Genomic DNA, 21924 nt, shown 5'->3' on the forward strand with positions numbered 1-21924 from the left:
GATTACAGCCCCAGTGTTACGCCAAGAATAACGGCCATGACGACAATCGCCCGGCGTAACAGAACAGCGGCGAAGATACGCTGATAACCACTAATTACCGGGTATTCAGGTTCAAGTTTATCCACTCCGTTAATCGGGTGAGCACTGATAGCTTTCCAGTTATCAACCAAGTAACTACCGGGGCTGGCATAAGGAAATAATGCCCGGTCTAAGTGATACCCGATCACCGCAGCTAAGGAGACCAGAGAAAGCTTATAGAGGGTGACAGGTAACTGCTGTGGTGACAGAACGGCGATAACGCCGAGCAGGATGACGGTGGCTAACGCCCAGGTCAGTAAACGATGTTGGCGGACACTTTTTAATAACGACATGATTTAAACCCCAATAAAATTGAAAACACCGCCATAGTAGGCGGTGCTGGGGTTTTGGTATTTTAGCCGTGATTAAAGCTTTTTAATTAAAAAATATATCATCTCTGTCTAATGGTTCATCCAGATAAGTCGCTTCAGATGGATGTTGCATTGGCGTTAGTAATATTGGCCAGAAGGTTTTATCAAAGCATCTATGTAAAAAGAAATAACGACAACAATCAATTAATGTACCACGCCCATAACTGCCATCAAATTTGCCACCAAAATGGTCTTCAAGCTCATAAAAAGTAGGTGGTTGTTTTTCTCTGGAACGAGTACATAAAAAATCGAATATATTTTTTACTTGTTCTGGAGAGACTACGAAATTGTCTTTATAGACTTCATGAGGTCGCTGTGGAACTGAGCCATCAGTGTCGGAGAATAATGGATATACGCCAGATTCCCAGGCAAATAAATAGTCATCACTAAATTTATTGTGGACAGTTCCTAGTTCTAATATTTGAAGACGCTGTTGATTGAATAAAGCTTGTAAAATTGCTTTATCTGACATATTTAAGTTTCCCTGATTATTATTAATATAGCTAACTGACGTTATTGTTCTGAATAGCGAGCCAAATAATCAACGGCATATTGGTGCCAGCTTGCAGCGAGGGACTTTGGATGATCTGAAAGCTCGTCTTGAAGGTATTGTAACAAGGTAGCTGAAGAAAGTGGCTTGCCTTTTTCTAGTATAGAAATAACAGCTTTACCTAAAACATTGCTAAGCATTGATTCAGCAGCCTTATCAATACTGGCCTGACGTTTTTTCAATAAATTATTAACCTGTTCTTGGGGTGTCTTATTCATCGCAATACCTATGACCTAAATTAATATGTAAAAACGCTACTTAGCTGTATCTAAATCAGATAATCGACGCATCTTATCTGGCCGTACGTCAAAAAATGGTGAACACAAACGCTGCCACCAACCAATTTTAATCATCTGCTCCCGACCATAAGCCATAGCTTGCACTTGTTCATTATAACAAATGCAATCTAACACACGTAAAACCGGAGGCTCGTCTTTCTCAATGGAAAGGCGTTTAGTAGTCATCTCACGCAACAATTTTCCAGTAGGTTTTTCAACTTGAATGATTTCTTCTTCCAATGCAAAAAAACGCTTAGCCAAATCATAATGAGAACGGGCTCGTTGTGAAGAACCTACAACTAAATTAATTGCAGAAAAAATTGTGACAGATGCTGCACTAAGCACTGTCCATGTATTTCTGGCTTGAGGTGTCAGGACTGAATAGATAGTCGCTGAACCAAATACTAAAGCAATAACATTAGTTAGTTGATCCAACCGATCATAAAATGCTCTGCGTCGGTTGTGATAGCGAACCGAACGACGGATATCAAATAGAAGTCCTTCCCAATCACTTTCCAGATTTTTTATTTCCACTATCTTCCCCTCGGCCTGGACGGCTCGGTGGTGCGAACGAGTTAGTAATTGCGTTATCTCTTCGACTATACTTACTATCCTCATTCACCACCCATTCTCTTCTCCCGGGTAGTTGCTCACTCTCGTTAGAACCGGTTCTGGTTGGTTGAGATTTATTTTCTTTATTACTCATTATGATCGATTCCTTGAGATATTAACCATTAATTAGTTTATTAAACTATAGATAACACATATTCACCAAATATAGAGCCTCGTAAAATTACTAGTTTAGCTTTGTCAGGTCACAAGTTAGATTAATGCCTACCTTTCAAAACAGTAGTAATATCATCAATATTGATATTACTTTCCCGAATAATTCGGTTTTCTAATCTTGTTTTCTTCGTCACCCAAAATACTACAGCGACTAACACACCAAGAAATGAGTACACGTAAATTAGATGCTCCTGAATGAACAGACTCAATCGGGTCAATACTGACCAATCCTTATAAAGAAGGATTTCACTTCCTACGAAATAGAGCATATAGAGAGGAAGCAGCATCATGAGCAAAAACATGATGGAGGGAACATTAATATACTTGCGCTTAACGGCATTAAGGCGTTTCTTTTTTTCTAGGCTAATCATTTGTTTTAATTCATCATCTGGCCGTTGCTGCCAGGGGATTTTATCTTTTGGCGCGTAGTGATTATTGACAATATCACGACCAGCGAATTGACCTTGGGTATATCCCCGAAACTCTTGCGTCATACTTATTTCCTTCCTTTTCCGTGGTTAGTAATGTCCCGAGCGGCTATCTGGTCAGCTGTTACCGAACCATGAAAGTTTTGAGTAGAGTTTGATGTAGGCTCTGGCTTAAAGTCATCGACAGTTTTATCGGTCATATCAACACTTAATAGCAATTGCATGACCTTCATCTTAATTGTTAGGTCAGCACATCGGAAACGCTTCATCAGTTCCCATTCATCCTTACTGAGGCGGTAAGTTGCCGGTGTATTCATGGTAAACGGCTCCTCATCTCGGCTCTCATCGCCGTCATCTTCTTCTTCAAATTTATCCATAAGCTTTTTAAAAGTGCTCTTTTCGCCAGTAAGAACATATTGAACATCGACACCCACGCCAGATAGTGATGATAACTGCACTGCATTCGGTGAGGTATTTCCTTTCTCCCACTCAATAACAGTCCGCTTAGATACGCCTGAAGCCTCAGCAAATTCTGGCTGGGTGAGTCTCAAACGCTCACGTTCATTTTTTAACCTATCGTTTATCATGAGATATTCTTCACTATTGATGTTGACAGGTGCAGAAATCAGCACCATAATGGAAATCACACATTCAGTGTAACAGCATTTAACACCGATTAAATAGACGGAGGTGAAGAAACATGTATGTGAGAACACAAAAACAGATTTCAGATGAGGTAAAAAACCGACTTAAATCTCAGGGGTTAACTTTAAAGGCATTCGCTGAGGTAAACGGTTTTTTATATCGAGATGTTTCCGATGTTGTTCGGGGCGTTCGTCGAGGTTATTTCGGTAAGGGTCGGGAAATAGCCAAGAAACTAGGCATGCCAGTTGAGGAATAAGGTTCCGTTATGAAAACAACTTCAACATCCGGTTCTCGCATTCTGAAGGTATTAAAAGCCGTTAAGGGTTACACCCTGACAGGCATTTCAAACAGCACAATAGCAGAAGCTATTGATGATTCTCCATCTAATGTAAGCCGGGCCTTGAGTGTGCTGATTGAGGAGGGCTTAGTTATCAAACTTGATAATGGTCTATTTGCTCACAGTACTGAAATGCTACGAATCGCACAGGCTCATGTTCAGCATATTAACAATATACAGGATCGTATTACTGAGACTAATCAACGGATTTTTTCCAAATAAACAAGGTGAAAAATATGAACTTTAAGCAAGAAAATTACGATGATTTAATGCGGCAAATCGGCGCGCTTCAGGCATTAATTGAAATGGGTATGATTGATCACCTTATTGCAGCCACTTCTATCCTTAAAAAGGGAGGATTGGGTGATTTTGCCACTTTATCTAAAGTAACTGGTGTGAGTGAACATGAGGCTCGTTCCTTTGACATTTTAATCAAAGGTGCAGCTCTGTTAGTCCAGCAAGGCTGGCCAGTCAAATCAAGTGAAGAAGAGGTACATTAATCATGGCCAGAACACCTAACCCAAAAAATGAACCTATTGAATTAGTTCAATTACCTGAACAGCAAATAATCGAAAATCAGAATGTCCTATCTATGCATAGTTCGGTGCTTTCCATTCAGTTCGATAATGGGTTGCCTTATGAACGTGAGCGAGTGGTAAATGAAGCCTGTTTTTTTTCAGCACAATGTGCTGAATCTATGCTGGAGTTCGGTAAGAGGCTGATATTAATAAAAGAAAATGAACCTCAGGGAGAGTTCCATCATATTCTTAAGAGTAGGCTTAATCTAGCACCGCGCACTGCACAGTTAATGATGCAAGCAGCAATTAAATACCTTTCTCCTAAATTGCGTCCCACCGCGCAAGCGCTTTCGCATTTAGGCAAAACTAAACTTTTCGAATTAATGACGGAAGACGATGAAATATTGGCTGAATTAGCTGATGGCGGAACTGTTGCCAATCTGACTTTAGATGAAATTGATCGTATGTCGACCAGAGAATTAAAAGAGGCTTTGAAAAAGGTTAAATTTGATGCCAAAGCTGACTACGACGCTCTGCAAAAGCGCAACACCGATATCAGCAAAGAAAAAGAAGAAATGGGCCTGAAGCTTAACAAGTATGAGCTAAAGACTATCCCTTTAGACGAACGCCTTGAGCCCTTAAAGGTTCAGATAACACAGACTCAGGCTGAAGTAGATACCTTATTTAATGAGTATCGTCAGCACATTGAGATGATGGAAAAATTGCAGTTTGAAGCAATGGAAAACGATCCTAATTATGACCCTGAAGCACCGTTCCAGTTGCCTGAATCGCTGCATAACACCTTATTAATACTCAACGGAGCATTAGTCATCACACTCTCACAGACCAAACGCATGTACAAAGACCTGTGGGACAAGTTTGGTGACGAAATAGAAACCGCTGGCGGTCGATTTGATCAGGTTATGAGCGATATTCGCACGTCTGATATGTAACTTGGAGTGTTGCTATGTCTATTAGTCCCGAAATTCACAGCTACCTTATTGAACTGGCCAAAAAACTGGATTTAGCGGTTCACGGGCAGCGAGGAAGCATTATTGAAGAGGCTCAGGAGTTTTTAGGCTGGCCCCCACAGACTATTTATCGTCGATTGAAGAAACAGTGTGGCTGGCGGTGTGAACGTAAAACCCGCTCAGATAAAGGTAAAACCAGCGTATCTCGTGATGCCTTAGTTGTCCTAGGTGCAACCAGTCGTGAGTCTGTTCGTGATAACGGTAAGCAAACTTTATTTACCACCACAGCTCGGGGGATGCTGGAACAGAATGGCCATGAGTTCGGCGTGTCAAACTCTCAGCTTAACCGGCTATTACGCTCACGTAAGCTTAACGTGAAAGCCCAAATGCAGGTTAATCCTGTCCAGGCATTACGGGCTTTACATCCTAATCATGTTCATGAAGTCGATCCGTCTCTTTGTCTGATTTATTACATGAAAAATAAGCAGTACATCATGCGTGAGCGTGAGTTCTATAAGAACAAGCTGGAGAACTACGCCAAAATTAAATACAAGGTGTGGCGTTATACCTTATATGACCGTGCTTCTGGCCATTTTGTACCTTGGTACGTGGAATCAGCCGGTGAAAATCAGCATGTTCTGTTCCAGTTCCTGATGTTTGCCTGGAGTAAGCAGGATAGTCGGCTATTTCATGGTGTACCGAAGATTATCTATTGGGATAAGGGTTCAGCGAACACTTCTAGCGCTATTAAAAATTTGCTCGATCACCTTGAGGTGACCTATTTAGAGCATGAAGCCGGTAACGCACGGGCCAAAGGCGGTGTTGAAAACGCCAATAATATCATTGAAACCCAATTTGAAAGCCGTCTGCGCTTTGAGCCCGTTGAAGATATCGCCCAACTGAACAAGGCAGCTACCGCATGGGCTGAGGCATATAACGCTAACCGTATTCCAGGGCAAGATACTCGCTTAAATCGACGTGGTTTGGCTGAACCGATATCTCGTCATGACCTATGGCAACTGATTCGGGCCGATGAACTGCGCTTACTGCCTTCTGTTGAAGTTTGTCAGGCATTAATGACCAGTAAAGAGCAAGAGCGTACCGTTCGTAATGATATGACCATCGGTTTTAAACATCCTCAGTCAGATAGGGCCTTGTCCTATTCCCTTAAGGGGCTGGATGGCGTAACTGTCAAAGGTAAGGTTTACGTTCGGGCGCTAGTTTATGGTGATTGTGCCATTCAGATCCAGGCTCCGAAATATGACGGTGAAATGTTGATCTATCGTGTCGAACCTGAGCGCAACTATGACCGCTTTGGCCAGTTACTGGATGCCGCTGTCATTGGTGAAGAATACAAATCTCAGCCGGAGACCATCATTGAGCAAGTATCCAAAGAAATGGATGAACTGGCTTATCCAGGCCAAACCCCAGAAGAAGTTAAAAAGTCACGCGCTAAACAGGCTGCACCGTTTGGCGGCTTAAATGCTCACGGTTATTTCAATGATATTGAGCATCCAACTTACTTACCTAAGCAAGGTACGGAGATTGATACTCCTGAGCACCTAAAAACGCCAGTATCAATGCTATCAGCTACCGCCGCAATGCTAAGAATTTCCGGTGCTATTGGTCGTAGCCTGAGTACTGACGAAAACAAATGGTTAGCCAGTCGGTATAAAGATGGCATTCCTGAAGACAGTATTCAGTCAGTTATCCAGCTATTTACCCAGCCAATTGCCGTTGGTCAGGATACTGGTACCACCGGTCTAAGAGCGATTTAAGGACGGATTTATGGCGTTAAATCTAAAGCGAATGATGAGCAAGCTAAGTATGAAGCAAACAGAGCTTGCCCGTCAGATTAAGTACAAAAACGGTACATTAAGCCAGGCCGTTGTTAACCTGATCATTAACCACAATCTTTGGCCCCGTAGCATTGACAAGGAAACCATAAAGAAACAGATAGAAGACGCCCTAGTTAACAAAGGGCTAAAGGAAGAATTTTTAGTTGATGTATTTGAAGAAGAAACTGGTGCAGAGGGAATCTTGGCGGACAACCCTGCACCAGTAGACACCCCACTAGGAAAAAAGGAGTCCACTCATATGTTACTACGTAAACATACGCTAAGTCGCGCAACCCGCGCCCACTTCCGTATTCTGCGCGATCCGTTCACTGATGAAATGCAGTCAGACAGTGACGTTTTTCTGTCTGACGATATTCGCTATGTGTGGGAAGCAATGCGCCAAACCGCTAAATATGGCGGAATGTTGGCGGTTATTGGTGAGTCAGGTGCCGGTAAGTCAACGTTACGTCAAGACCTTATCGAATGGATTAACGTCAACCATGAACCAATCACGGTTATCGAGCCTTATGTTCTGGGTATGGAAGATAATGAAGTTAAAGGTAAGGCGCTTAAGAGTGTTGATATCAGCGGTGCCATCGTTAACGCCATTGACCCTCAGGCTAAACCTCGCCGTTCTGCCGAAGCTCGTGCGCGTCAAATGCACGATTTACTGAAGGCCAGTGCTTTAACTGGGCGTAAGCATGTATTGATCATCGAAGAGGCGCATGGTTTACCTATCCCAACCTTGAAGCACCTGAAGCGCTTCTATGAGCTTCAGGAAGGCTTTAAAAAGTTACTGGCCATTATCTTAATCGGCCAGACAGAGCTTCAGTACAAACTTTCTGAGTTCAATCCAGAGGTGCGTGAGGTTGTTCAGCGTACCGAGATTGTTAACCTTAAGCCGCTGGATCTAAAGGTAGAGGAATACATTAAGCATAAGTTTGCTTGTATCAATATTGACTATACCACTCTGTTTGAGCCTAGCGCCTTTGATGAAATTCTAAATCGGTTACGTATCAGCGTTACTGAAGGTCGGGGTTCTTCCAGAGGCGTAAAGGTACGCTCCCTTTGTTATCCGCTGGCGGTGAATAATCTGGTTACCGGTGCGCTGAATCTGGCTTGCCGCATTGGTGCGCCAAAAGTAACTGGTGAACTGATTATAGAGTCAGTGAAAACACGGGAGGATATCTAATATGGATAGTCTTCAGCGTTCTGAAGCCAATAGTAATACCCCAGTGGCCTGGACATCTGAAAATGAACTGGCTGGCTTAGGGCTTATGCATGGTGACATGTGGGAGCGACCAAAAGATAAGGATGATATTCCTTTATATCTTCACCGCCCTTGTATTCGTATCCCTGTTGATAATCTTCTTCATCAGCTCACTGGTGATGACGTTATGCATCATCGAAAAGTTTCCTTAGCTGACCGGCTAGCGGTATGGGGTTCAGTTATTGGGATTATTGTTATTGTCGTTTTAGGTATATGGGGAGGTATTAAATGAAACAAGTTCCTGATGGATACATGAAAGACCGTAAAGGCCGTTTAGTACCTGTTACCCAAGTGTCAGATTATGACCTTGAAATGGATGCGTTTGTAAGAGCCCAAATAGTGAAGGCTCGTGATATCCATGAAACCCTAAAAGCCTTTAAAACAAAGACATTTGATGAGTGCTATGCCTGGTTGGATCTAGTGGCTGAAAAATATCAGCGCACTCTTGGTGGCCAGAAAGGCAACATAACGTTCAGCACGTTTGATGGCGCTGAGCAAATTCGGATCTCTGTTCAGGATTCGCTGACGTTTGGGCCAGAGTTACAGATAGCTAAAGACATTATTGATGAGTGTCTGTCTGAATGGGCCAAGGGGGCGAATGAAAACCTACAGGCATTGATTACCGATGCATTTGAGGTTGATAAAGAAGGCCAGCTTAATACTGCCCGTATTCTCTCCCTGCGTCGGATAAAGATTAACGATCCGCGTTGGCTTCAGGCGATGGAAGCTATTGCTGATTCATTACAGGTGGCTGTCTCTAAAACCTATCTGAACTTCAGGGAACAGGCTGATGATGGCCGGATGGTTCATATCCCTTTAGATATTGCGGGGGTGTGATATGGATTTTGCAAAATTATTTGAATTTGACGATATCGGTCAAGTACTTATTACCACTGATACTCATGACGAAAATGACCATCCAATTATAGCGCTTCGTTGCGAGTATAACGGGGTATCAGCAATTACATCCTGGGGATTTGGCGATACTGAGGTAGGACTAAATTTGCGTGATAAGCATTTCGCCAGTATTGATAGAGAACAAGCCTACAAGTTGGCTTCTGATGTCATCAAACTCTTGAGAGGGCATGATGATGAATAAAGCAGCACTATTTAAAGCCGCTACCATAAAATGGGGCTATGACCGACAATTATGTAAGCTGGCCGAGGAGGCCAGTGAACTATCAGCAGCAGCTAGTCGTGTTATTAACCATTGTGGAGATGAGCGATCACTAGCTGAAGAAGCCGCAGATGTAGAGATTATGATCGAGCAGCTTAGGCAAAATGGCATGGATGGTCTAATTGACCATTTTAAGCAACTAAAGCTGGCCCAATTAGCCAATCTATTAGGTATCTCAACTGCTGAGGGGCATTGCAATGAGTAGCTATAAAGAAAGAATTGCCAACCTAGACCTGTATCAGTTGAAAGACTTTCAAAATGCAATACAAGACGCCATAGCTGAAAAACAAGCTGAAGAACGGTGCACTGTTTGGCGAGTTTTTTGTGGTCATTTCACTGTTAGTAACTTCCGTTCCGATGAATACCTTAAAGCTGTTGAGTGTCTTGCTATGGCGGCTAAAAAAGCGCATTCAATTGATTGTAATGATCGAGAAGAATTGCAGTTTTCTATTGAAGCAGAGCGGGTTCCTGTTAGTGAGTATGAGGGGTGGTTCTAATGGATAAATTAAAACCTTGCCCTTTCTGTGGTTCTTCTGAGGTTGAGTTATTCGAAATGGATGAAGAGGATAATCCGTATAGAGCATGGGTTGTCCGGTGCCATAAGTGCGATGTTCAAACGGCTATGTTTGTTGGCTCAATTGAACAAAAGAAACGGTGTGCGACCAATGCCTGGAACCGCCGAGTAAAAGGTGAATGATATGGAAAGAGGAAAACTGATTCAGCTTATTCAGATTGCTAAAGCGCAACTTTGTTTAGATGAGGATGTTTACCGTTCTATCCTGGCTAAGCTGACAGCAAAAGCCTCATTACGGGAAATGTCTCCGAAGCAGCTTAGTATCGTTTTAGACCACTTAAAGGGGCTAGGTTTTAAGGTTCGCGCCAAGGTACCAAATCAAGCTAATTCACTACGCCCACAGCTTGAGTTAATCCGTTCGCTTTGGCATGGGCTGGCTAAACGTGGTGTTGTCAAAAACGGCACCGAATCAGCCCTAAACCACTTCATTAAACGTATGGTTAAAGTAGATACGCTACAATGGCTGGATAAACGTAAAGCCAGCATTGTGATTGAGCACCTTAAGCAATGGTCATCGAGAACGGAGGCTACAAAATGAGTAAGGCAGCCCAAGATCGACTGTTTAAAAGTAAGGGGCCAGAGTTACTGGTGAACCTAGCTGATCATGTAACAGACAGCGTGAAAGATGTGCTCGGTGTTTCAGGTATAACGGCTGAGCACCTTGGCCAAGAAGTGGCGCTACGGATGTCTCAGGTATGGTGTGGGCAGTTGATTTACTTTCCGTCAGGTACTCAGCTTAAGAGTGCCCAAACTCACCTACAAATCTTCGAGGCTTTTAATGGCCGTAACCACGATGAAGTTGCTACTAAATTCGGCGTGAGTGTTCAGCACGTATATAAGGTGGTAAAATTGATTCGTAAAGAGACGCTCAGAGATATGCAAGGTGACCTGTTTTCTGGTGATTCTAATGAATTACCAAAAGAGTAACGGTAAAACAAAAAGAGACTCAGAATTGTTTGGGTCTCTTTAAAAAATTGAGCCTGATTTTTATTGCAGCCCTTGCAATCCTCTTACAAAACTCTTTCCTTTATGTTCCTGTATATTCCGGTATGTTTCGGAATTATCACAGTACAGTCCATTTAATTATCATGTTCTATCTCAGCAATGGATTCAGCCAAATCTGGTGAGCGGACATCAGGATGCCATGTCGCAACTAAATATTCGACATCATGGCTGACATAAGCACAATAACGTGATTTCATTAATTCAAGCGCGGTTGTAGCAATGGTTTGACCAGAAATCAATGAGTGGCAGCATACAGAAAACTCCTTTAAGCTACCGCATGGACATAGTTTGAACAATATTTACTCCGCTATGCTGACAACGCGTTTATCGATAATTAGCGTTTTGGCAAGATAGATTGACAAGAATAATTCATACTTTTACAGGCACAAGTGCCAAATTTGAACCAAAATATAATAAACAGAAAGCATGGAAGTTTACAATGACACCCCCTTTAGCCAATAAACACATACTCCTTGTTGAAGATGATGCTGTATTCCGTTCAATGTTGGCGGGATATTTAACCTCATTAGGTGCAATAATTGGCGAAGCTGAAGATGGCGAACAGGCGTTGACCTATGTTACACAGTTTCAGCCAGAATTAATGATTTGCGATTTGAATATGCCCAATATGGACGGCATAACGCTGGTCGATCGTTTACGTCATCAGGGCTGCCAGATTCCGGTCATCGTTATTTCAGCAACCGAAAAAATCACCGATGTTGATAAGATGCTACGTCTCGGGGTTCAGGATGTTCTGCTTAAGCCGGTTACTGATTTGAATCATTTGCGTGATGCACTATTGTCCAGCTTTTATCCCTATTTGTTCTCTTCGCCTGCCAGCGAAGAGTTAGCCATGCTTGCTGACTGGACCGATCTTAGCGAAAAACCTCAGGAAGCGGTGCAATTACTTAAACAACTTCAGCCTCCGGCTCAGCAAACTCTGGCTGGTTGTAAAATTAATTATCGCCAACTGACTTTAGCGGAGAAACCAGGAATCGTATTTGATATTGCCGCGTTGTCTGAACATGATTTTGCTTTTTATTGTCTCGATATTTCACGGTCAGAAAATAAAGGGGTACTGGCAGCATTAATGCTAAGAGCGCTGTTTAATAATCTATTACAGGAACATTTAGCTGAACAAGATGAAGCATTACCGCAAATGTCTACTATTTTAAACCGTATTAACCAACTGCTACATCAGTCTTATCTGGAAGGGCAGTTTCCTTTTCTTGCTGGCTATTATCATGCACCAAAACAAAAGCTATTAATTGTTTCGGCTGGGCTGCACGTTAATATTGAAGCTAACGACCGTAAATATGAGTTAGATGACAGTGTACCTATGGGGACCTTACAGACACTTTATCCCAGCCAGGTTAATTTGGTTGCGGATCGTTGGGTTTGTCATATCAAAGGACGTGGTGGACGCTTGCAACTGAGTGCAACGCTTTAAGCCAGCTGTTTAGCAATTTGTTATCTGATTGGCCGATGAATGATATCGGAGAATGGTCTCTTAGCTGATATACTCACGCCATAATTTGCTCAGAATAGTATGCCTTAGATGTGCCTGATTTATAGCATGTTTAAAGTTTAATCTATTTCACTAATGAGCAATGGAGAATTCTATATTAACTAACTGAATATCGTATTAATAAGCGATATTTATCAATAGTGGGAACATCATTTATGTCAGCTATACAGCCTAAAATAAGAAAAGCAATTATTCCGGTTGCTGGACTGGGCACCCGCATGCTGCCTGCAACTAAAGCAATTCCTAAAGAGATGCTACCACTGGTAGATAAGCCTTTAATCCAATACGTAGTTAATGAATGTATTGCAGCAGGCATTAACCACATTGTGCTGGTTACCCACTCTTCTAAAAACTCCATAGAAAACCACTTTGATACCAGTTTTGAACTTGAAGCTATTTTAGAGCGCCGGGTTAAACGCCAACTTTTAAATGAAGTTCAGTCTATATGTCCCAATAATGTGACAATAATGCATGTGCGTCAGGGGCTGGCTAAAGGATTAGGTCATGCCATCATGTGTGCTCATCCTTTAGTTGGTGATGAGCCTTTTGCGGTGGTATTACCTGACGTGATTATCGATGAATATGAATCCGACCTTCAGAAAGATAACCTCAGTGAAATGCTCAATCGTTATGAGACAACAGGTCATAGCCAGATCATGGTTGAACCAGTTCCAATTAATGAAGTCAGTGATTATGGAATTGTTGACTGCAATGGCTATGGGCTTACTGCGGGTGAGAGTGCACCTATTGCTAAAGTAGTAGAAAAGCCAAGCGTTGCTGAAGCACCTTCTAATTTGTCAATTGTTGGACGTTATGTATTATCTGCCAATATTTGGCCACTGTTATCCCGTATTCCACCGGGTGCCGGTGATGAGATTCAATTGACAGATGCTATTGCAATGCTGATGGAATCTGAACCTGTTGATGCCTATCATATTCGAGGCCGCAGCCATGATTGCGGTAACAAAATGGGATATATGCAGGCATTTGTTGAGTATGGTTTGCGCCATGCAGGATTAGGTGCAGAGTTTGGCTCATGGCTGCAACAGCTTCAGCTTCCGGCTAAAGGTTAATAACTATAATTTGGACAATAAAAGATGAAAGTCACAGTTTTTGGTATTGGTTATGTAGGATTAGTACAGGCTGCCGTACTGGCAGAAGTCGGTCATGATGTTATGTGTATCGATGTTGACGAAACGAAAGTAGCCAATCTTAAGAAAGGTGTTATTCCTATCTTTGAACCCGGATTAACGCCGCTGGTAAAAGAGAATTATGAAGCAGGGCGATTAACGTTTACCACCGATGCGAAAGCAGGTGTGGCTCACGGTGAAATCCAGTTTATTGCGGTTGGTACGCCTCCGGATGAAGATGGTTCTGCTGATTTAAAATATGTTACTGCAGTAGCACGTACTATTGCTGAACATATGACCAGCTATAAAGTAATTATCGACAAATCAACTGTGCCGGTTGGTACTGCCGATAAAGTCAAATCAGTAGTTATGGATACGCTTGCTCGTCGTCAGGCTGATTTACCGTTTGATGTGGTTTCAAATCCGGAATTCCTTAAAGAAGGGGCTGCAGTATCTGATTGTATGAAGCCGGAACGTATTATTATCGGAACCGATAATAATCAAGTATTGGATTTGATGCGTGAGCTCTATGGTCCATTCAATCGTAATCACGATAGAATGGTAATTATGGATATCCGTAGTGCTGAACTAACAAAATATGCCGCTAACTGTATGCTGGCGACAAAAATCAGCTTTATGAACGAAATGTCCAATCTGGCTGAGTTATTGGGTGCGGATATAGAAAAAGTTCGTCAGGGTATTGGCTCTGATTCACGTATTGGTTACCACTTTATCTATCCTGGCTGTGGTTATGGTGGCTCCTGCTTTCCTAAAGATGTGCAAGCGCTGATTCGGACCGCTGAGCATATCGGTTATCAACCCGTATTATTACAAGCGGTAGAGGCGGTTAACGCTAAGCAAAAACACAAGCTTTTTAGTTTTATTCAACGTCACTTCAATGGCGATCTGAAAGGGCGTACCTTTGCGCTTTGGGGATTATCTTTCAAACCTAATACTGATGATATGCGTGAATCATCCAGTCGGGTATTAATGGAGTCTCTATGGGAAGCTGGCGCGAAGGTTCAGGCGTTTGACCCTGAAGCGATGGAAGAAACGCAGCGCATTTATGGCTCTCGCTCTGATTTGGCATTGATGGGGACGAAAGAAGCCGCGTTACAGGGCGCAGATGCTTTGATTATCTGTACTGAATGGCAAAACTTCCGTGCCCCTGACTTTGATCTAATAAAAGCAACATTGAAACATGCGGCGATATTTGATGGGCGTAACCTGTATGAACCAGAACGCATGGCTCAGCGAGGATTTACCTATTATGGTATTGGTCGTGGTGCTTCGGTAAATCCAGTTATTTGAGGTCAATAATGAAATTTCTTATTACGGGAGCCGCCGGGTTTATTGGTTTTCATGTTAGTCAGAGACTATTAGCATTAGGCCATGATGTAGTCGGTATTGATAATCTTAATGATTATTATGATGTTAATTTGAAGTTGGCACGGCTAAAACTAATTGAAAGCCATCCTCAGTTCAAATTCTTAAAATTAGATCTGGCCGATCGGGATAATATCGCCAGACTTTTTGCGGAGCAAAAATTCCAACGGGTTATACATTTAGCGGCTCAAGCTGGTGTGCGCTATTCATTAGAGAATCCTCATGCTTATGCAGATTCGAATCTGACCGGACATTTAAATATTCTGGAAGGGTGTCGTCACCATAATATTGAACATTTACTTTATGCTTCTTCAAGTTCTGTCTATGGTTTAAACCGTAAGTTACCATTCTCGACGGATGATAGTGTTGACCATCCCATTTCGTTGTATGCCGCAACAAAAAAAGCTAATGAGCTAATGTCTCATACGTATTCCCATCTGTTTAATCTACCTACAACCGGATTACGTTTTTTTACCGTATATGGTCCATGGGGACGACCAGATATGGCTTTATTTAAATTTACTAAAGCCATAGTAGAAGGGCGTAGTATCGACGTATATAACCACGGGGATATGCGTAGAGACTTTACTTATATTGATGATATTGTCGAATCAATAATTCGCTTACAAAATATTATTCCGACGGCTAATTCGTCGTGGACCGTTGAAACGGGTACGCCGGCCACCAGCTCTGCACCTTATGTCGTTTATAATATAGGTAATAGTAATCCTGTACGCTTGATGGAGTATATTGAAGCCATAGAGAAAGCGTTGGGGGAAACAGCTCAAAAGAATCTGCTACCCATGCAACCAGGGGATGTAATGGAAACCAGTGCAGATACTTCTGCATTGTATAATGTTATTGGCTTTAAACCCCATACGTCTGTAATTGATGGAGTACAGAAATTTGTTGATTGGTATCGGGAATTTTATCGATAACATTGAATTATTAGTCTGTAGCGTGTTTAAAAAAAGAGGATTCAGTTCCTCTTTTTTATTTGGTTAATCATCTTAAATAATTTAAATGACTTCATGGGCTAATCGTTAGAAAAGGTATATTTAAATTGTATTATTTCTATTGTAACTATTAGTTAATAGCTATGACATAAACTGAAGAAAAATAGCTATATGTCCGGAATGTTGAAAAATCCTTATCTGAATAATATTTATTTAATAGCACAAAAAAATAAAGCCCCCATTTACGGAGGCTTTATTCAGGAAGGAAAACTTGAATTACATCAGGAAATCATCCAGAGATTTACCTTGTTCTTCAATAGCTTTCTTGATAACGGCTGGTGTACGACCCTGGCCAGTCCAGGTTTTTAATTCGCCGTTCTCATCAGTAAACTGATATTTAGCAGGACGTGCGGCACGTTTAGATTTACCCGTGACTTTAGTTGCAGAAAGAGACTGAAGTAATTCATTTGGGTCAATACCGTCAGCAATTAACATTTCACGATATTGTTGTAATTTACGAGTGCGTTCTTGAATTTCAGCTTGATTTGCCTGATCTTCTTCACGGCGCTCTTTTACTACTACTTCCATTTTCTCTAACATTTCTTCTAAAGTCTCAAGAGAGCACTCTCTGGCTTGAGCACGCAAAGTACGGATATTGTTAAGGACTTTTAATGCTTCGCTCATTGTATCGTTCTCAAATTAATTATGGATTGAAATTTTGGTTAATAATAAAGCGCTAAATTAAATTCTGCAATAGGGTATTACATAAATAAAGTTAATTTATTTATAAACGATAGTCAAATATCGTCAATAACTGCTGGTTAATAGGAGGGAAAACACATTTTGTGTGGTTATAAAAAATTCGTGGCATATCTCATTAAAAGCCAGAGCATAGGTTTATTTGCCTTACTAAATAGAGGTAATATGTTATATGACACTTATTACTGTTCTCATGCGTTAGCTTTTCTTACTATTAACCAGAGAAATTCTATCTATAACGCGTTGTAAAAGGGGTGATGCAATTATCCACAAGACTTTTCAACGCCTATTCTATCCTGTGTAACTATATACATTATTATTGTTATGCTCTATATCCCGGTATGATGTGACTTATAGCGTAGCGATATGAGGCAGGTTTTATATCAAATATATTTATAACGATGAGTGATTTTTATGGTCTGAAAACAATAGATACTCCAATAAATCGTTATAATTCCAAAAAATAATTAGCTGACAAATAGTCTTTGCACTGCCTACAAGCGTTTCATATAACACTTTAATTGTAATAAAAATTTGAGTAACTATCTGTTCAGAATGAAAGATAATTATAATAAATTCATATGAATATGGTGGTTAATTAAGGCTAATTACAAGAATGTTTGAGCATTCCTAAGATTACTTCCAGAAGAAAATCTGACTATATCCCTGATAAAAGTGTGTTCATTGTCTATCGATATAATATTCGATGAATCTATCTCTGGGCTGTATAGAATATTTTAATGGATGTATATGTATTAATTAGAATTATGATAACTAAAACATACGGTACGTATTCATCTGCGGTTAAATAACTCACGAGCACTTTTTCAATATTATTCATAGTGTTTGAGCGATAGACACAGGTTTCGGTTACCTGTTTACAGCTGGTTTGCCGCGATAGTATTAACTCAGGATAGCGCTTCTGATTAGGTATCCAGATATCAGGTCCTGTAATCTAAAGTGAACTGTGGAATAGACATCGTTAAGGTGAAGATAGACTCATACTCATTCTGAGCCCTTAAACGAGCTATACGTAGTTTTATGCTCATAGAAGACAAAGAGCCTGGATATGAAAAAGCCGCCAGTTAAGGCGGCTTTGAAGGCATAAAAGTAGACGTTACTTTTTAGCTTTTTTGGCTGGTGCTTTAGCTTTGGTTTCAACAACAGGTTGCTGCTGTTCTTCAACGTAGCTACGTCCATAATAAGTATCCAGCAGAATGGTTTTCAGCTCGGAAATTAATGGATAACGTGGGTTAGCACCAGTACATTGATCGTCAAATGCATCTTCAGACAGTTTATCAATTTTTGCCAGGAAATCTGCTTCAGGAACACCAGCCTCACGAATTGATGCAGGAATATCCAGTTCTTTCTTAATTTCATCTAACCAGTTTAGCAGTTTCTCAATTTTGGCCGCGGTACGATCGCCTGGGGCAGATAAACCTAAGTGATCGGCAATTTCTGCATACTGACGGCGAGATTGCGGACGATCATATTGGCTAAATGCAGTTTGTTTGGTTGGGTTGTCATTGGCGTTATAGCGAATAACGTTACAGATTAATAACGCGTTAGCCAAACCGTGTGGCAGATGGAATTCAGAACCTAATTTATGCGCCATTGAGTGACATACGCCCAAGAAGGCGTTAGCGAAGGCAATACCGGCAATAGTGGCAGCATTATGAACGCGCTCACGAGCAACCGGATTTTTAGCCCCTTCTTTATAGCTAACCGGCAGGTACTCTTTAAGCAATTTAAGTGCTTGTAGAGCCTGACCATCAGTGTATTCGTTAGCCAGCACGGAGACGTATGCTTCTAATGCGTGTGTTACCGCATCTAAACCACCAAAAGCACAAAGTGATTTAGGCATGTTCATTACCAGATTAGCATCCACAATAGCCATATCAGGCGTTAAGGCATAATCGGCTAATGGATATTTCATACCGGTAGCATCATCGGTTACAACCGCAAAAGGCGTTACTTCTGAACCGGTACCTGAAGTAGTGGTAACCGCGATCATCTTGGCTTTTACACCCATTTTCGGGAACTTATAGATACGCTTACGAATATCCATAAATCTTAATGCCAGTTCTTCAAAGTGAGTTTCAGGATGCTCATACATCACCCACATAATTTTAGCTGCATCCATAGGAGAACCACCGCCTAACGCGATGATGACATCAGGTTTAAAGGAGTGCATTTGTTCTGCCCCTTTACGCACGATGCTAAGAGTAGGGTCAGCTTCTACTTCGAAGAAAACTTCAGTTTCAACGCCATATTGTTTCAGAACATTGGTAATTTGGTCTGCATAACCGTTGTTGAATAAGAAACGGTCAGTAACGATAAAGGCACGTTTGGCACCATCGGTCGCAACTTCTTCTAAAGCAATAGGCAATGAACCACGACGGAAGTAGATTGATTTAGGAAGTTTATGCCATAACATGTTTTCTGCTCGCTTAGCCACAGTCTTCTTATTGATAAGATGTTTTGGTCCTACGTTCTCAGAAATTGAGTTGCCGCCCCATGAACCACAACCTAAAGTCAGTGAAGGTGCCAGTTTGAAGTTATACAAGTCACCGATACCACCTTGAGAGGTTGGCGTATTAATCAGAATACGGGCTGTTTTCATCTTATCGCCGAAGTAAGCAATACGTTCACCCTGATTATCCTGATCGGTATAGAGGCCTGATGTATGACCAATACCACCCATAGCAACCAGTTTCTCAGCTTTCTCTACGGCATCTTCAAAATTTTTCGCCCGGTACATCGCCAACATTGGGGATAGTTTTTCGTGAGCAAAAGGTTCTGACTCATCAACCTGAGTCACTTCACCAATCAATACTTTGGTGGTAGCGGGAACTGTTACTCCAGCCATTTCTGCAATTTTTACTGCAGGTTGACCAACGATAGCGGCGTTAATAGCGCCATTTTTCAGAATGATACCCTGTACAGCTTTTAACTCCTGGCCTTTCAACATGTAGCCACCATGAGAAGCGAAGCGTTCTCTCACGGTGTCATAAATCTTATCAACCACGATAACAGACTGTTCAGACGCACAGATTACACCGTTATCAAAGGTTTTAGACATCAGGATAGATGCCACGGCACGTTTAATATCAGCGGTTTCGTCGATAACGACAGGGGAGTTACCAGCACCTACACCAATGGCAGGTTTACCTGAGCTATAAGCAGCCTTAACCATACCTGGACCACCGGTAGCCAGAATAAGGTTGATATCCGGGTGATGCATCAGTTGGTTTGATAGTTCAACGCTAGGTACGTCAATCCAACCAATAATATCTTTTGGAGCACCGGCTTCAATCGCGGCTTGCAAAACGATATTGGCAGCTTCGTTAGTGGCGTTTTTAGCGCGAGGATGTGGAGAGAAGATAATTCCGTTGCGGGTTTTCAGGCTGATCAGCGCTTTAAAAATAGCGGTTGATGTAGGGTTAGTGGTTGGAACGATACCACAGATAATACCCGTTGGTTCAGCGATAGTGATAGTACCGAAAGTTTCATCTTCTTCCAGAATACCGCAGGTTTTTTCATCTTTGTATTTGTTGTAAATGTATTCAGAAGCAAAGTGGTTTTTAATCACTTTGTCTTCCACAATACCCATGCCAGATTCTTCAACTGCCATTTTGGCCAGAGGAATACGGGCATTTGCTGCCGCTAAAGCGGCTGCTCTGAATATCTTATCGACTTGTTCTTGAGTATAATTAGCATACTCACGTTGAGCTTTTTTCACTCGTGCAACAAGCGCGTTAAGTTCAGTGGCGTTACTTACGGTCATTGTGACTCTCCTAAGATTGATAAATTTTTTTAGTGAGTAAGTCGCGATGCAAGTATTAAGTATAGTGGAAGCTCTGTTATCTCAATACGATTTACTTACTGAAAAAATCTAAGCTAATTTATTGTTATAACTAAATTTATTTTACCGGCAAATAATATATGTGCTGTACGTGTCTGTATATTTATTAATTACATCACAGCTTACCTATTCAGAGTGATTGGTATTGTGATCCATATCACATAAATAGCATGCTGACACCTTTCAGCAAGCCAAATTGTTACATTTTTATCCATCAACAGTCCGAGCATTACATTTATATAATATTAATTTGCTATATTAGGGGTATATCGCTGCATTTTTTCTAAAACTGGGTGTTGTATCCGGTTTTTAACGCTAGACCCTAAAAGATAACTCTATTACATTAAGCACCGTTTGAATTTGAGCTGCGGTCTATTACATAGGGAGTCCACAATGGGCCATGCCATGTTGGATTTATCAGGATACATTAAGTTCCTTGTTGGTATGTTTGCATTAGTTAATCCGGTGGGTATTCTTCCGGTTTTTATCAGTATGACGAATTATCAGTCGCCAGCTGCCAGAGATAAAACCAATCTAACGGCTAACTTATCTGTTGCCATTATATTGTGGTGTTCGCTGTTTTTAGGTGATGCGATATTGCATCTGTTTGGGATTTCAATCGACTCTTTCCGCATTGCGGGGGGGATTCTTATTGTGACCATCGCAATGTCGATGATCAGCGGTAAGTTGGGGGAAGATAAACAGAACAAACAGGAAAAAACTGAAACTGCAATTCGTGACAATGTTGGTGTAGTACCCTTAGCACTTCCGCTAATGGCAGGACCGGGGGCTATTAGCTCGACGATCGTCTGGAGTACCCGATACAACACCTGGATGGATTATCTGGGTTTCTTTATTGCAATTGCGTTTTTTTCATTTTGCTGCTGGTTATTGTTTCGTGCAGCACCGTTATTAGTTCGTTTGTTAGGACAAACAGGCATTAACGTCGTAACGCGTATTATGGGGCTATTGCTGATGTCGTTGGGAATTGAGTTCATTATTACGGGAATAAAAGTTTCTTTCCCGGGATTACTGGCTTAGATACGGCGTTGAGTAAGATAAATAATAAAAATCCCCGCAAACAGGCGGGGATTTTTATTACTAAAGGCTTAAATACCAAAATGAATCAAACTACTCTTTCCAGAGAATATGACAGAATTTATGGTTTTTCTCCCGACTGATAAGGATGCGGGCAAAAATATCATCAACTTCATCTGCTTCATTCGTCAGGCCGATAATTACTTCGGCGAAGAAATCAGGATTTAAATCAAAGTCAACATGCTCAAGCCACTCATCGGAAGGATCGTGCAGCTCAGCGGCGCCACGATCTTCAAACTGCAGGTTAAACAGAATGACATCTGCCGGATCAAGATTGTCAGAGGCCAGCTCTAAAAAAATATCGTAAGCCTGATCCAGCGTTTCATCTTCATCTAACCGGTTATCTAAATCAAAATCTGCTATATCCATCGGGACG

General features: G+C 41.5%; 29 protein-coding genes. 19 read left to right on the forward strand and 10 right to left on the reverse strand.

The window, feature by feature from the left end; translation table 11 throughout:
- Nucleotides 1-2: 2 nt before the first annotated feature.
- The 6 genes from EKN56_RS06415 to EKN56_RS06440 all read right to left on the reverse strand — a co-directional run bounded on the left by EKN56_RS06415 (nucleotide 3) and on the right by EKN56_RS06440 (nucleotide 3126).
- Complete coding sequence (locus EKN56_RS06415) at nucleotides 3-371, reverse strand: putative holin (RefSeq protein WP_130590743.1); 369 nt, start codon at nucleotides 369-371, stop codon at nucleotides 3-5.
- 82 nt (nucleotides 372-453) lie between these two features.
- Entirely contained in the window at nucleotides 454-921 is a 468-nt protein-coding gene (locus tag EKN56_RS06420; RefSeq protein WP_130591018.1) for a hypothetical protein, read from the reverse strand.
- Nucleotides 922-962: 41 nt separating this feature from the next.
- The gene (locus EKN56_RS06425; protein WP_130591019.1) at nucleotides 963-1217 is read right to left on the reverse strand and encodes a hypothetical protein; all 255 of its coding nucleotides are present in this window, start codon (nucleotides 1215-1217) and stop codon (nucleotides 963-965) included.
- Nucleotides 1218-1253: 36 nt separating this feature from the next.
- On the reverse strand, nucleotides 1254-1811 hold the full coding sequence (locus EKN56_RS06430) for a hypothetical protein (protein WP_246019985.1): 558 nt from the start codon (nucleotides 1809-1811) through the stop codon (nucleotides 1254-1256).
- Between the two features lie 293 nt (nucleotides 1812-2104).
- A complete protein-coding gene (locus EKN56_RS06435) occupies nucleotides 2105-2557 on the reverse strand; it encodes a hypothetical protein (RefSeq protein ID WP_130591020.1) in 453 nt (150 codons plus the stop codon).
- Nucleotides 2558-2559: 2 nt separating this feature from the next.
- The gene (locus EKN56_RS06440) at nucleotides 2560-3126 is read right to left on the reverse strand and encodes a helix-turn-helix domain-containing protein (RefSeq protein WP_246019987.1); all 567 of its coding nucleotides are present in this window, start codon (nucleotides 3124-3126) and stop codon (nucleotides 2560-2562) included.
- 65 nt (nucleotides 3127-3191) lie between these two features.
- On the opposite strand from EKN56_RS06440, the gene EKN56_RS21600 reads away from it, so the two are divergent.
- From EKN56_RS21600 to EKN56_RS06505, 14 genes are read left to right on the forward strand one after another with little or no spacing between them, the layout of a single operon-like run.
- Complete coding sequence (locus EKN56_RS21600) at nucleotides 3192-3392, forward strand: helix-turn-helix domain-containing protein (protein ID WP_130591021.1); 201 nt, start codon at nucleotides 3192-3194, stop codon at nucleotides 3390-3392.
- A gap of 9 nt (nucleotides 3393-3401) precedes the next feature.
- Nucleotides 3402-3695, forward strand: a complete 294-nt coding sequence (locus EKN56_RS06450; protein ID WP_130591022.1) for a helix-turn-helix domain-containing protein — start codon at nucleotides 3402-3404, stop codon at nucleotides 3693-3695.
- A gap of 14 nt (nucleotides 3696-3709) precedes the next feature.
- Nucleotides 3710-3973: a hypothetical protein gene (locus tag EKN56_RS06455; protein ID WP_130591023.1), complete on the forward strand. Its 264-nt coding sequence runs from the start codon at nucleotides 3710-3712 to the stop codon at nucleotides 3971-3973.
- Between the two features lie 2 nt (nucleotides 3974-3975).
- On the forward strand, nucleotides 3976-4944 hold the full coding sequence (locus EKN56_RS06460) for a DUF3102 domain-containing protein (RefSeq protein WP_246019989.1): 969 nt from the start codon (nucleotides 3976-3978) through the stop codon (nucleotides 4942-4944).
- Between the two features lie 14 nt (nucleotides 4945-4958).
- Nucleotides 4959-6740: a DDE-type integrase/transposase/recombinase gene (locus EKN56_RS06465; RefSeq protein ID WP_130591024.1), complete on the forward strand. Its 1782-nt coding sequence runs from the start codon at nucleotides 4959-4961 to the stop codon at nucleotides 6738-6740.
- A gap of 10 nt (nucleotides 6741-6750) precedes the next feature.
- Complete coding sequence (locus tag EKN56_RS06470) at nucleotides 6751-7992, forward strand: ExeA family protein (protein ID WP_130591025.1); 1242 nt, start codon at nucleotides 6751-6753, stop codon at nucleotides 7990-7992.
- 1 nt (nucleotide 7993) lies between these two features.
- Nucleotides 7994-8302, forward strand: coding sequence for a hypothetical protein (locus EKN56_RS06475; protein ID WP_130591026.1), 309 nt, complete (start codon nucleotides 7994-7996; stop codon nucleotides 8300-8302).
- Complete coding sequence (locus tag EKN56_RS06480; RefSeq protein WP_130591027.1) at nucleotides 8299-8907, forward strand: DUF3164 family protein; 609 nt, start codon at nucleotides 8299-8301, stop codon at nucleotides 8905-8907. The genes EKN56_RS06475 and EKN56_RS06480 overlap by 4 nt, the downstream gene beginning before the upstream one ends.
- A gap of 1 nt (nucleotide 8908) precedes the next feature.
- On the forward strand, nucleotides 8909-9169 hold the full coding sequence (locus EKN56_RS20895; RefSeq protein WP_168189567.1) for a hypothetical protein: 261 nt from the start codon (nucleotides 8909-8911) through the stop codon (nucleotides 9167-9169).
- A complete protein-coding gene (locus EKN56_RS06485; protein ID WP_246019991.1) occupies nucleotides 9156-9452 on the forward strand; it encodes a nucleoside triphosphate pyrophosphohydrolase family protein in 297 nt (98 codons plus the stop codon). The genes EKN56_RS20895 and EKN56_RS06485 overlap by 14 nt, the downstream gene beginning before the upstream one ends.
- On the forward strand, nucleotides 9445-9744 hold the full coding sequence (locus tag EKN56_RS06490) for a hypothetical protein (protein WP_130591028.1): 300 nt from the start codon (nucleotides 9445-9447) through the stop codon (nucleotides 9742-9744). The genes EKN56_RS06485 and EKN56_RS06490 overlap by 8 nt, the downstream gene beginning before the upstream one ends.
- Complete coding sequence (locus tag EKN56_RS06495) at nucleotides 9744-9944, forward strand: Lar family restriction alleviation protein (protein WP_130591029.1); 201 nt, start codon at nucleotides 9744-9746, stop codon at nucleotides 9942-9944. Before EKN56_RS06490 ends, EKN56_RS06495 begins: the two co-directional genes overlap by 1 nt.
- Nucleotide 9945: 1 nt before the next feature.
- On the forward strand, nucleotides 9946-10359 hold the full coding sequence (locus EKN56_RS06500; protein WP_130590731.1) for a gp16 family protein: 414 nt from the start codon (nucleotides 9946-9948) through the stop codon (nucleotides 10357-10359).
- On the forward strand, nucleotides 10356-10748 hold the full coding sequence (locus tag EKN56_RS06505; protein WP_130590730.1) for a Mor transcription activator family protein: 393 nt from the start codon (nucleotides 10356-10358) through the stop codon (nucleotides 10746-10748). Before EKN56_RS06500 ends, EKN56_RS06505 begins: the two co-directional genes overlap by 4 nt.
- Nucleotides 10749-10900: 152 nt before the next feature.
- Here EKN56_RS06505 and EKN56_RS06510 read toward each other — a convergent pair whose 3' ends face one another.
- Entirely contained in the window at nucleotides 10901-11122 is a 222-nt protein-coding gene (locus EKN56_RS06510; RefSeq protein ID WP_130591030.1) for a YchJ family protein, read from the reverse strand.
- A gap of 143 nt (nucleotides 11123-11265) precedes the next feature.
- Here EKN56_RS06510 and rssB point away from each other — a divergent pair, with 143 nt between their 5' ends.
- The 4 genes from rssB to EKN56_RS06530 all read left to right on the forward strand — a co-directional run bounded on the left by rssB (nucleotide 11266) and on the right by EKN56_RS06530 (nucleotide 15808).
- Entirely contained in the window at nucleotides 11266-12276 is a 1011-nt protein-coding gene (rssB, locus tag EKN56_RS06515) for a two-component system response regulator RssB (protein WP_130591031.1), read from the forward strand.
- A 233-nt stretch (nucleotides 12277-12509) separates the two neighbouring features.
- Complete coding sequence (gene galU, locus EKN56_RS06520; RefSeq protein ID WP_130591032.1) at nucleotides 12510-13427, forward strand: UTP--glucose-1-phosphate uridylyltransferase GalU; 918 nt, start codon at nucleotides 12510-12512, stop codon at nucleotides 13425-13427.
- Between the two features lie 24 nt (nucleotides 13428-13451).
- Nucleotides 13452-14795, forward strand: a complete 1344-nt coding sequence (locus tag EKN56_RS06525) for a UDP-glucose dehydrogenase family protein (RefSeq protein WP_130591033.1) — start codon at nucleotides 13452-13454, stop codon at nucleotides 14793-14795.
- Between the two features lie 8 nt (nucleotides 14796-14803).
- Nucleotides 14804-15808, forward strand: a complete 1005-nt coding sequence (locus EKN56_RS06530) for an NAD-dependent epimerase (RefSeq protein WP_130591034.1) — start codon at nucleotides 14804-14806, stop codon at nucleotides 15806-15808.
- A 294-nt stretch (nucleotides 15809-16102) separates the two neighbouring features.
- Here EKN56_RS06530 and hns read toward each other — a convergent pair whose 3' ends face one another.
- Nucleotides 16103-16510, reverse strand: a complete 408-nt coding sequence (gene hns, locus EKN56_RS06535) for a histone-like nucleoid-structuring protein H-NS (RefSeq protein WP_130591035.1) — start codon at nucleotides 16508-16510, stop codon at nucleotides 16103-16105.
- 1192 nt (nucleotides 16511-17702) lie between these two features.
- Nucleotides 17703-20372, reverse strand: a complete 2670-nt coding sequence (gene adhE, locus EKN56_RS06540) for a bifunctional acetaldehyde-CoA/alcohol dehydrogenase (protein WP_130591036.1) — start codon at nucleotides 20370-20372, stop codon at nucleotides 17703-17705.
- A 471-nt stretch (nucleotides 20373-20843) separates the two neighbouring features.
- Here adhE and EKN56_RS06545 point away from each other — a divergent pair, with 471 nt between their 5' ends.
- On the forward strand, nucleotides 20844-21491 hold the full coding sequence (locus EKN56_RS06545; RefSeq protein WP_130591037.1) for a YchE family NAAT transporter: 648 nt from the start codon (nucleotides 20844-20846) through the stop codon (nucleotides 21489-21491).
- A 90-nt stretch (nucleotides 21492-21581) separates the two neighbouring features.
- Here the strand turns inward: EKN56_RS06545 and EKN56_RS06550 are convergent, their stop codons facing one another.
- Complete coding sequence (locus EKN56_RS06550; RefSeq protein ID WP_130591038.1) at nucleotides 21582-21917, reverse strand: HI1450 family dsDNA-mimic protein; 336 nt, start codon at nucleotides 21915-21917, stop codon at nucleotides 21582-21584.
- Between the last annotated feature and the right edge of the window lie 7 nt (nucleotides 21918-21924).

It is taken from the genome of Limnobaculum zhutongyuii (genome assembly GCF_004295645.1).
GTDB lineage: Bacteria > Pseudomonadota > Gammaproteobacteria > Enterobacterales > Enterobacteriaceae > Limnobaculum > Limnobaculum zhutongyuii.